The sequence below is a fragment of the Streptomyces sp. 8L genome (assembly GCF_020176795.1).
In the GTDB taxonomy this organism is placed as follows: domain Bacteria; phylum Actinomycetota; class Actinomycetes; order Streptomycetales; family Streptomycetaceae; genus Streptomyces.
In genome coordinates, this window is sequence record NZ_JAIUKE010000159.1 from 9,645 (window position 1) to 20,261 (window position 10,617).

Annotated in this window: 8 protein-coding genes and 1 pseudogene; 1 reads left to right on the forward strand and 8 read right to left on the reverse strand. The window is 73.7% G+C overall.

Features of this window, described 5'->3' with window-relative positions; all coding sequences use genetic code 11:
• Nucleotides 1-114: 114 nt before the first annotated feature.
• The 8 genes and pseudogenes from LCE31_RS15110 to otnK form a co-directional block, all read right to left on the reverse strand.
• A pseudogene (locus tag LCE31_RS15110) lies at nucleotides 115-1,839 on the reverse strand (glycoside hydrolase 5 family protein); the annotation flags it as partial.
• A 155-nt stretch (nucleotides 1,840-1,994) separates the two neighbouring features.
• Nucleotides 1,995-3,032, reverse strand: a complete 1,038-nt coding sequence (locus LCE31_RS15115) for a LacI family DNA-binding transcriptional regulator (RefSeq protein WP_225014778.1) — start codon at nucleotides 3,030-3,032, stop codon at nucleotides 1,995-1,997.
• 50 nt (nucleotides 3,033-3,082) lie between these two features.
• Nucleotides 3,083-3,910 carry a carbohydrate ABC transporter permease gene (locus tag LCE31_RS15120; protein WP_225014771.1) on the reverse strand — a complete coding sequence of 276 codons (828 nt, stop codon included), beginning with the start codon at nucleotides 3,908-3,910 and terminating at the stop codon, nucleotides 3,083-3,085.
• A gap of 15 nt (nucleotides 3,911-3,925) precedes the next feature.
• Nucleotides 3,926-4,873: a carbohydrate ABC transporter permease gene (locus LCE31_RS15125; protein WP_225014772.1), complete on the reverse strand. Its 948-nt coding sequence runs from the start codon at nucleotides 4,871-4,873 to the stop codon at nucleotides 3,926-3,928.
• Between the two features lie 22 nt (nucleotides 4,874-4,895).
• Nucleotides 4,896-5,543, reverse strand: a complete 648-nt coding sequence (locus LCE31_RS15130; protein ID WP_225014773.1) for a TetR/AcrR family transcriptional regulator — start codon at nucleotides 5,541-5,543, stop codon at nucleotides 4,896-4,898.
• Nucleotides 5,544-5,545: 2 nt separating this feature from the next.
• Complete coding sequence (locus tag LCE31_RS15135) at nucleotides 5,546-6,760, reverse strand: cytochrome P450 (protein ID WP_225014774.1); 1,215 nt, start codon at nucleotides 6,758-6,760, stop codon at nucleotides 5,546-5,548.
• A gap of 321 nt (nucleotides 6,761-7,081) precedes the next feature.
• Nucleotides 7,082-7,747, reverse strand: coding sequence for a class II aldolase/adducin family protein (locus LCE31_RS15140; protein ID WP_225014775.1), 666 nt, complete (start codon nucleotides 7,745-7,747; stop codon nucleotides 7,082-7,084).
• On the reverse strand, nucleotides 7,744-9,126 hold the full coding sequence (otnK, locus tag LCE31_RS15145) for a 3-oxo-tetronate kinase (protein WP_225014776.1): 1,383 nt from the start codon (nucleotides 9,124-9,126) through the stop codon (nucleotides 7,744-7,746). The genes LCE31_RS15140 and otnK overlap by 4 nt, the downstream gene beginning before the upstream one ends.
• Before the next feature lie 313 nt (nucleotides 9,127-9,439).
• Between otnK and LCE31_RS15150 the strand changes: the two genes are divergently transcribed.
• Nucleotides 9,440-10,617, forward strand: a 1,178-nt coding sequence (locus LCE31_RS15150) for a homoserine dehydrogenase (RefSeq protein WP_225014777.1), incomplete at its 3' end; no start/stop codon positions are given.

Here is a 10,617-nt window from a genome sequence, read left to right on the forward strand (position 1 = left end):
CCCCCCCCCGGCGGCCCGCGCCCCCCCCCCCCCCCCCCCCCCCCCCCCGCGCGCCCGCGGGGGGGGGGGGCGGCGCCGCCCCCCCCGCCGCCCGGCCCCCCCCCCCCCCCCCCCCGCCGCGCCGGCGACCTCGGCGAGCGCGGCGTACAGCCGGTGTGTCTGCTCGGGGTTGACCCGTGCGCTGCGGGCCGCCATGTGCTCCAGTGGGTACGTGGCGAGGACGGTGCGGCCCAGGCCCACGGTGTGTTCGAGCAGCGCGGGCCTGCCGTGCGCGTCGGTGGCGAGGACGCGTGCGCCGCGCGGCACCACGGGGAGGTACGCGCGGCTGTCCTCGTTGCCCGCGACCGGGAAGCGCAGGCTCTCGCCCGCCGCGATCGGCCCGAAGTCCACGAGGAAGGTCAGGGCGAGTTCGTCGTCCTCGATCGGCTCCGCGACACCGTAGGTGAGCTGCTGCTCGACCCCGAACAGGGCGTCGAGGCCGTCGAACCAGGGGCCGCGCGTGCCCGGGTGCTCGCCGGAGCAGAACGACAGGTAGACGGTGGCGCCGCCGGTGGCCCTGCGCTCCAGTTCGCGGCGGGTGCGCGTGGTGAACTGCCGGGTGGACGGCAGCAGGTAGAGCACGGCGTCACCCGGCAGGCCGTCGGCCTCGCGGCTGAGCGCGACCGGCAGGTCGGCCGCCCGGGCGGCCACGTAACCCTGGTGCAGGGAGGTGAAGATGAGCGGCCGGTCGGCGGGCCGGCTGTAGGGGTAGCCGCGCTCCAGGAAGGCGGGCACGACGAGGGCGGTGTCGGCGTCGGAGCGGTGGCAGCGCGCGAAGTCGGTCGCCTCGAGCACCCGGGCGAACTCCGCCAGTTCGACCAGCGGCGGCTTGGGGGCGCCGGCGCTGTCGGTGATGCCGAAGTGCATCTCGAAGGGGTGGTGGTCGTACGGGGAGCGGTCCCACAGCGCGTCGTAGTCGGTGTTGTTCCAGGCGATCCAGCCGGTCGCGCCGCCGAGCAGCGAGTTGTGCAGCGTCTGCCGGTAGTAGACGGCCGCGGCCTCGGCGGAGACGGTGTCGGTGGACAGGCCGAACTCCTCAAGCACCACGGGCTGTCCGGTCACCGAGGCCAGTTCGCACTCGAAGGCGGCACGGTAGTGCTGGCGGACCCGGTCCGTGTCGGAGCGGTAGACGTGCGGGCCGACGAAGTCCACGTACTCGGCGGTCTCGCGCAGCGAGAAGCCGTTGTCCCTGCCGGTCACCTCGATCCCCCAGGCTCCGTCGCCGAGCGAGACGGGCTGGGTGGCACCGGCCGCGCGCACGGCGTGGCACATGGCCTGCGCCCAGGCGGTGACGACGTCGCTGGACGGGGGGTCGACCTGGTAGATCCGCCCGTAGCCCGGCATCTCGTTGGTGATCAGCCAGCCGGTCACGGCGGGGTGGTCCTTGAACCTGCGGGTCATCTGGTGGACGAACCAGGCCTGGCGGCCCACCATCCACACGTCCTCGTACAGGTCACGGCCGCCCCGCCAGGCCGGGTCCCAGTTCTCGCCCGACATGTGGCCGACGATGAAGGTGGGGACGGTGGCCATGCCGCGCTCGCTGTGCGCGTCCAGGAAGTCCCGGAAGCGGTCGCACAACTCCTCGTCGACCCGGCCGGGTTCGGGGTGGAAGTCGGGCCAGTAGAAGAACGACCTGGTCATCGTGAGGCCGTGGTCGCCGAGGACGGCCAGCTCCTCGCGGACCACGGCGGGGTCGTAGTCGCGCCACATCAGCGGCCCGCCGGTGCGGGACCAGAAGTTGGCCCCGAGCCAGGGCAGGACGGCGTCGTCGTGGGTGAGCTGGGCGGTGTGGCGTCGCATGGCGGTGTCTGTTTCTTTCCTCGGTGCGTGTGGTGCGGTGGGGCGCGCGGTCCGGTGCGGTGTGGCGCGCGGGTCCGGTGCCTGTGGCGCGGTGTGGAGTGTGGTCCGGTGCCTGTGGCGCCCGGTCCGGATGCCCCGGTCCCGTGCCGGCGGGGTCAGGTGCCCGGCGCCCAGCAGGTGGACTCCCGTACCACGAGCCGGGGCCGGCCGTCCGGCGGCGCGGTGTCGACGTCCTCGCCGCACTGCGCGAGCAGCGCCCGTGCGGCGGCGGCGCCCACCCGCTGGACCTGCTGGTCGACGGTGGTCAGACGGGGGTGCATCCAGCGGCCGAGCGGCAGGTCGTCGTAGCCGACGACCGAGAGGTCCTCCGGTACGCGGAGCCCCGCGCGCAGAGTCGCGCCGATGCCGCACACGGCCATCGAGTCGTTGGCGTACACGACGGCGGTGGGCCGCTCGGCCAGACCGAGCAGCCGCTCGGTCGCGGCGAGGGCCGCCGCCTCCGAGAAGTCCGTCTCCAGTACGGCCGCGGGTTCGGTGCGCGCGGTCGCCAGGGCCTCCCGGAACGCGGCCAGCCGCAGCCGCGTGTGCAGGAGTTCGCCGGGCCCTGTGACGTACGCGATCCGGCGGTGGCCGAGCAGCAGCAGGTGCTCGACGGCCTCCCGGACGCCCGCGCCCTGCTGCGGCAACCCGACGCCCGGCACCGGGAGTCCGCCGTCGGGTGCGCCCAACAGCACCGCGGGCAGGCCGAGTCCACGCAGCAGCGGGGGCCGCGGGTCGTCGACCCTGGCGTCGGTCAGCAAGGCGCCGTCCACCCGGCCCTCCGCGACGAGCCGCTCGTACAGCGCGCGTTCCTGTCCGGGCCCCGCGACCAGGTGGAGCAGCAGGCCGTAGCCGCGCGGCGAGAGCTCGCCCTCCAGGCCGGTGATGAGTTCGCTGAAGTGCGGGTCGGCGCCGAGCACGTCGGTGGGTCTGCGCACGACGAGTGCGAACGTGCGGGTACGGGCGCTGCGCAGCGCGGACGCCGACGCGTTCGGCGACCAGCCGAGCGATTCGGCGGTCGCCAGCACCCGGCTCCTGGTCGCCTCCGAGAGGCGGCCGGTGCCGTTGACGGCCTGGGAGACGGCGGCGGTGGAGACGCCCGCCGCGGCGGCGACCGCCTTGATGGCGGGTCCGCCGCCGGGGTCCGCGGGCAGCTCCCGCCCCCCCCCCCGGGCGCCCGCGCCCCCGGATGCCTCGCTGTCGCTCACATCTTCACCGCCCCACTGACCAGTGCCCGCTGCATCCGCTTCTGGAGAACCGTATAGACGATCCAGACGGGTACGAGCGTGAGGACCGTGCCGGCCGTCAGGACGCCGTAGTCGGTGCCGGTCAGCGCGCGCAGTGTGGGCAGCGCCACCTGCACCGTCCGCTGCGAGGGGTCGGGGCCGATGATGACGAGGGAGTACAGGTACTCGTTCCAGAAGGACAGGAAGTTCAGCAGGACGACGGTCGCGATGCCCGGCAGGCACAGCGGGGCGTAGACGCGGCGCAGCAGGGTGAACGTGGACGCGCCGTCGAGTCGCGCCGCCTCCTCCATCTCGCGCGGGACGGTGCGCATGAACTGCACGAGGATCACCACGGCGAGCGGCATGGCCGTCGCGGGCAGGAACAGCATCATGAACAGCCGGGTGTGGAACAGCCCGGTCGCGGCGGCCAGCAGGAAGGTCGGGAACAGCGCGGCGAACGTCGGGACGAGGAAGCCGAGCGAGAACACCCGCTCCAGGGCCGTCGCGAGCCGCCCCTCCGAGCGCGCGATCGCGAACGCGGCGGGTACCGCGAGCACCACGGTGACCAGCAGCGCGACGGCCGTCACCAGCGCCGAGGAGGCGATCGCGCCGCCGAGGTCCGCCGTGGTGAAGGCGTGGCCGAAGTTGTGGAACGACAGCGAGGTGGGCAGCGCGAACGGCGTCGCGAAGATCTGGTCGTTCGTCTTGAACGCCGACACCAGCAGGTAGTAGAGCGGTACGAGGAGCAGCAGCGCGTACAGCCAGGCCAGGATGTGCGCGGGCAGCCAGGACTTTCCGGTCTTCACGGGTGCCTCCTTCGGTCAGTGGGTCTGGCGGAACACGCGGCGGATGACGAGCAGCCCGGCGAGCCCGACGAGGAAGAGGACCACGCCGACGGTCTGGCTGTAGCCGAGGTCGGCCGCGATGAACGCCTTCTGGTAGACGAGGAAGGACAGCGTCGTGGAGGACGAGCCGGGGCCGCCCTGGGTGAGCAGCAGCACGTTCTGCGCGGAGTCGAAGAGGGTCCACAGGAACTGGAGCATCGTCACCACCCCGACGTAGTCGCGGATGACCGGGAAGTGGATGCGCCACATGGTGCGCCAGTGCCCCGCGCCGTCGAGCTGGGCGGCCTCGCCGAGTTCCGCGGGGACGCTGCCGAGCCGGGCGGCGAACAGGACGGCGGTGAAGCCGATGCCGCTCCACACGTCGAGCAGGACCACACACAGCAGCGCCGTCGAGGGCGAGGCGAGCCAGGCGTCCTGGAGGGAGCCGAGGCCCACCGCGTCGAGCGCCCCGTTCAGCAGGCCGTCCGGCGAGAGGACCGCGTAGAACACCATCGCCTTGGCCGAGGTGGAGATCAGGCCCGGTATGAACAGCAGGTAGCGCAGCACCCGGTGGCCGGGCGGACGCTGGACGACGTAGTAGCCGAGCATGTACGCGCACAGGATCATGACGGGCAGCGCGACGGCGAGTTGTACGGCGGTGTTGCGCACCGCGTCCCAGAACACCGGATCGCCCAGCACGGTACGGACGTTGGACAGGCCTGCGAAGGACACCGGTTGCAGCATGCCGGGCCAGTGCAGGGCGGCGATGACGAACATCGCGGCCATCGGTCCGAGCATGAAGACGACGTACCAGACGAGGGCGGGCACGGCGAGGGCGGTGGCGCCGTGGCGGCGGGCGCTCCGCGGCCTCCCGGCCGGGGGGCGGCGCGCGGGCCGGGCCGCCGCGCGGGGGCCGAGTGCGGGGGCGGGCCGCCCGCGCGACAAGCGGGCCCGCCTTCCGGGCGGGTCAGTCGCCGGGTGTCACGGGGGCGAGCCAGAGGCCGGTGATCGCGTCCACGAGCCCGGTCCCGTAGGCGTGCCAGTTCCCGCGGGCGGTGACGGTGCCCTCGGCCAGGGCCCGCTCCCGTTCGGCGAACATGTGCACCATCAGGTTCCTGGCCATGTCGGCGCGCTCCATCCGTACGGGCAGCGGCAGATCGGGCAGGCACCGGTTGAGCCCGTCCAGGGTGCGCTGGATCGACGGCCCGAACGTCTCGTCGATCATCAGCTCGCGCAGCACCGGGTCGGTCATCAACTGGGCGCTGAAGCGCGCGTACCAGGTGGGGCTGCCCAACTCGGCCAGATGGCCGGCGCCGGGGCGCACGAGGCACGCCACCCAGTCCCGTACGGAAGTGGAGTCACCCGTCCGTGCCAGCATGTCCTGGCGCAGCGCGTCGATCCGCTCGGCGTGCCTTCGCACGATGGCCCGCAGCAGATCCGTCTTCGTGCCGAAGTGGTAGCCGACGGCGGCGTTGTTGCCCTGTCCCGCCGCCTCGCTGATCTGCCGGTTGGACACGGCGAACACGCCCTGTTCGGCGAAGAGCCGCTCCGCGACCGTGAGGATCGCCTCGCCTGTCGCGCTGGAGCGCACGGTCCTGGCCGCTCTGCCCGGCATCGTCACCACCGCACCGGGACTTCGCGCAGCCCACCGACCACCAGGCCTTCGATCTGGCGCAACTCCGCCACCGGCACAGCGAGTTCCAGGGAAGGCAGCCGTTCGAGCAGCACGTCGAGTACGGTCCGCAGCTCGGTGCGCGCCAGGGACTGCCCGAGACAGGAGTGCGGGCCGGCCCCGAACGCCAGATGCGGATTGGGCTTGCGGTCCAGGGTCATCCCGTCCGCCCCCTCGAACGCGCCCTCGTCCCGGTTGGCCGCCGCCATGCTGCACACCACGGTGGTCCCGCCGGGCAGCACCGTGTCGGCGACCTCGACATCCTCGGTCAGGTAACGGGGCATGCCGAAACCGGGGTTGGCGTCGAACCGCAGCACCTCCTCGACCGCGGAGTCCACCAGCGAGCGGTCTTCGAGCAGCCGTTCCCACCGGCGGCGGTCGGACAGCAGCATCGCCATCATCTTGCCGATCATGTTCGCGGTGGTCTCGTGCCCCGCGATCAGCAACGCCTGCCCCGTGGCGACCAGTTCGCCGTCCGTCAGCCGGCCGCCGTCCGGGTCCCTCGCGTCGATCAGCGAACTGAGCAGGTCCTCACCGGGATCGGCGTGCTTCGCCTCCACGTGCCCCGTCATGTAGGAGTGGAACTCCCGCTGTGCGGCGGTGATCTCGTCCTGGCCGTAACGGGTCAGGTTCAGCAGCATGTCGGACCACCAGGCGAACCGGTCGCGGTCGGCGTCCGGGACGCCGAGCAGATCGCAGATCACCCACACCGGGAGCGGGAAGCCGACCCGCGCCTTGAGGTCCGCGGGGCTGCCCTGTTCGACCATCGCGTCGATCAGCCGGCCGGTCATCGCGGCGATGCCGGGCCGCAGCGCGGCCATGCGCTTCGCCGTGAACCACTTCGTCAGCATGCGCCGCCACCGCTGCTGTCCGGCGCCCGCGATGGATTCGGCCATCGAGTCGTTGAACACACCGCCCGACTCGTTGTCGGAGATCCTGGCGGCGTCGTCCGCGTCGAGCCGTCGCGTGCAGCGCGGATCGGACAGGACGAGCCGGACGTCGTCGTAGCGGGTCAGCAGCGACGCCCGGTCCCCGCTGGGCAGTCGGACGGGCGCCACGGGGCAGGTCCGCCGCAGTTCCGCCCACGGGGCCGGCGGCTCCAGCGCACCGGCCGCCCGCAGCGGATACGCCAGCAGCTCGGCCTGTTCTTCCAGGCTCATCACGCTCTCCCCTCGACCCTGAGACCCCCGACGCCCATGATCAGTGAACTCGGGGCGCCGAGAGAAGTCAAGCACTTGACTTAAAATACGGCCACCCCCGGACGGCCGGAGAGCTCGCACTCCGGCCGCCGCGTGGAAGAGGCCGCCGCCGCGCTTTCCACTGCCGGTCGCGCCTTCTGACGGCCGCCGCGCTTTCCAGTGCCCACCGCGCCTTCCGACGGCCACCGCCCCCTCCGATGGCCATCGCTGCCCCTCCGAGGCCACCGACGCGCCTTCCGGCGCCCGACGCGCCTTCCGGCGCCCGCTCGGCGGGCCCGCGGGTCAGAGATCCCAGGGCGTCTTGTAGCGGGCCGTGAGTTCCTCGATCTCCGGGGGGCTCAGGTGCCGCTGGCCGTGGCCGCTGAGCAGGAGGAGAAGGGCGCAGACCTCCTCCAGCTCGATGGCGGCGTCGAGCGCGGACTCCAGGCCCCGGCCGGACACCACGGGCCCATGATTCTGCAGCAGTGCGGCCCTGAAGGGGAAGGGCAGGCTCTCCAGCAGGGCCGCCTGCCCCGGGTCGCCGGGCGCCGCGTAGGGGATGAGCGGGGTCTGGCCCACCCGCATCACGAAGTACGGAGTGAGCGGCGGTATGGCACTGCGCTCCGACCACGCCGGGCGGCAGCTGACGGCGGCGGCCTGCCGCGCGTGCAGGTGGACGACCGCGGTGGTGTCCGGGTCGCGCCGGTAGAAGGCGGTGTGCAGCGGGAACTCCTTGGACGGCCGCGGGCCGTCCAGGTGTGTTCCGTCCAGGCCGAGGACGCACAGGTCCTGCGGCCGCAGCGCGCCGAGTTCGCAGCCGGTGGGCGTGATCAGGACGCGGTCGCCGTCGCGGACGCTGAGGTTGCCGGACGCGCCGGGGGCGAACCCGAGCCGGTGGAGCCTGGCGCCCGCCTCCACGAGGTCGCCGCGCGGCCCGCCCGTGCCGCTGTCCTGCCCGCGCCCGGTCATGCCGACGCTCCCCACGCGGTGGTGAACATGTCGACGGTCCCGAAGTTCCCGGATTTCAGCGCCAGGTCCACGGGGTGGGCCGTGCCGTCGATCCGGGCCTCGGTGTGTGTCCAGACGACTCCCGGGGCGATCGGCGCGCCGATGCTCAGAACGCGCGCGCCGAGCGCGGTGACCACGGCGCCCGACGTCTCCCCGCCGGCCACCAGCAGGCGCCGGGCACCGGCCGCGACGAGGGCGGCGGCGCAGCGCGCGAGGGCCGTCTCGACGAGGGTGGCCGCGTCCGGTCCCGCGGTGTCCTGTGCCCGGGTGCCCGATGCGGCCCCGGGCCCGGTGGCCTCGGTGCCGCGGAGGTCCGTGGTCTCGTCGGCGGCGTAGATCAGCGGTGGCAGGCCGGGGTCCGCCCGCCAGCACGCGCGGGCGAAGGAGACCAGGCCGGCGACGGCCCCGTCGAGGTCCGCGCGCAGGGCGGCGACATCGAGAGCCCGGCTGGGCAGCAGGCCGCGGGCGTGCCCGACCTGGGCCCGGGTCATCGACGAGGCGCTGCCCGACAGCACGGCGCGGGGACCGTCCTGACGCGGCCCCGCGCCCGCGTTCTCGCGGCCTTCCCGCGGCCCGGTGAGGCCGAGGGCGAGTCCGGCGGCGCCGGTGATGAGGGGCAGATCCGCGGTGGCGGCGGCGATGACGCGGAGATCCTCGTCGGTGGTGGCGTCCACCACGGTCAGGGCGTCCGGGACCCGGCTCAGCTCCTCGCGTACGGCGTCGGCCCCGGCGCGTACGGCCTCATGGCGGACGAGGGCGACCGGTCGCCGGGTCTGCGGGGCCAGCAGCCGGCCGACATGCGCGTCGCGCATGGGGGTCAGGGGGTGGTCGCGCAGGGGGCTCTCGTCGAGCAGATCGTCGTGGACGAACAGCCTGGCCCGGTAGACGGTGCGGCCGGTGGCGGGGAAGGAGGGGACGATCACCGTGCCGGGCGCGCCGAGTTCGTCCAGCAGTGCGTCGGTGACGGGTCCGATGTTGCCGAGCGGAGTCGAGTCGAAGGTGGAGCAGTACTTGAAGTAGAAGCGCTTGCAACCGGCCGCCCGCAGGGCCCGCAGCGCGGCCACCGCGTCGCGGACAGCCTCCGGTACGGGCGCGGTGCGCGATTTGAGGGCCACCACGACGGCGTCCGCCCCGCCGTAGGGGTCTTCGCCCCACGGCCCGTCGTCGGCCGTGGGCGCGGAGGGTCCGGCGTCACCGGCCGGTGGGCTGTCGGCGGCGGCGCCGCCGGGAGCGTCCGGCACACCGACGGTCACCACGGTCCTGAAGCCTCGCGCGACCAGCGTCGCGGCGAGGTCCGTCGCTCCGGTGAAGTCGTCGGCGACAGCCCCGAGATATGGCATGCGCTCCTCCTGCTCCCCGCCGGCCCCGCCGCGCCGTGGACGCGGGCGGCGGGCGCCGGTCGGAGTGTGTCCGTGGTGAGTGTGTGTGGTCTCCGGGCCCTGCGCGGTGGCCTCCCTGCCGCCGCGCCCGGCTGCTCCGCCCAGCGGCCCTGTGCCGCCGAGGGGTTCCGTCAGGGGCTCGATGTGAACAAATGTTACCACTCTTGACTCTGTTGTTAAATCGTGTTTCTTTTATGTGACGTGGTGGGAGCGGGGGAGTCGCACCATCCATAACACCGCGTTGCTCGATCACCCAACGAGGAGAGTCCGCGAAATGCATGTGCGCGACGAGCCACTGGACACCGGCGACCTGCCGGTCCGCTACACGCTGTCGGGAGCGGGAGGCGGCTTCGCCCGCACACTGCTGGCCCAGAGCCGGCTCATCCCGTGGCTGTCCCCCGTGGTCCTGTGCGACCTCGACACCGAGCGGGTCCGCGCCATGTGCCGTGAACTCGGCTATGCCGACAGCGACATGGAGATCTGCCGGGACGCCGCCGCGGTCGGCGAGGCCGCCCGGGCGGGACGTATCGCCGTGACCGCGGACGCCGGGGCGCTCGGGGCCGCCGGGTGGGACATCCTCGTCGAGGCCACCGGCAGCCCTGCGGCCGGCCTGGCGATGGCGGAAGCCGCGCTCGGCGCCGGCCGGCACGTGGCGATGGTGAGCAAGGAGGTGGACGCCGTGGCCGGTGTGTATCTGGCACGGACCGCGGCCTCCCGCGGACTCGTCTACACACCGGTCGACGGCGACCAGCCGGCCAACCTCATCGGCCTGACCGGCTGGGCCCTGAGCCTCGGCCTCGACGTCGTCGCGATCGGCAAGTCCAGTGAGTACGACCTGGTCTACGACCCGGCCACCGGCACCGTCACCCAGCTCGACACCACCGTGCCCGCCCCGGCGCTGTCCGGTCTGCTGGAACTCGGCGACGACGTGCCCGGCACACTCAAGGCGCGGGCCCGGGCCGTCGCCGCACTGCCCGTCGGAGCCACCGCCGACTACTGCGAGATGGCGGTGGTCGCCGCGCACACCGGTTTCCGCCCGGACACGGAAAGGCTGCACTATCCCGTCGCGCGCCCCTCCGAGCTCGCCGACGTGTACGCGCTGCGCGCCGACGGCGGTGTGCTGGAGCGCCCCGGCGCGGTCGACGTCTTCTCCGCGCTGCGGCTGCCGGGCGAAGCGTCCTTCGCGGGCGGTGTGTTCGTGGTCGTACGCACCCACGACCCGGTGACCTGGGCGACGCTGGCAGGCAAGGGGCACGTCGTCAGCCGCGACGGCCGCTACGCCGCGATCTACCTGCCGTACCACCTGATGGGCGTGGAGTCCCCGACGACACTGCGCGCGGCGGGGGGCGGCCCCCCCCCCCCCCCCGGCGCCCGCCCCCCCCGCCGCGCCGCGGGGGCGGGGGGGGCCGCGCGCCCCCCCCCCGCCGGCCCCGCCCCCCCGCCCGGGGGGCC

Bases quoted from the DNA above. Each gene is read 5' to 3' on its own strand.
- LCE31_RS15135 (WP_225014774.1), bottom strand. From the start codon at position 6,760: ATGAGCCTGGAAGAACAGGCCGAGCTGCTGGCGTATCCGCTGCGGGCG.
- otnK (WP_225014776.1), bottom strand. From the start codon at position 9,126: ATGCCATATCTCGGGGCTGTCGCCGACGACTTCACCGGAGCGACGGAC.
- LCE31_RS15130 (WP_225014773.1), bottom strand. From the start codon at position 5,543: ATGCCGGGCAGAGCGGCCAGGACCGTGCGCTCCAGCGCGACAGGCGAG.
- LCE31_RS15140 (WP_225014775.1), bottom strand. From the start codon at position 7,747: ATGACCGGGCGCGGGCAGGACAGCGGCACGGGCGGGCCGCGCGGCGAC.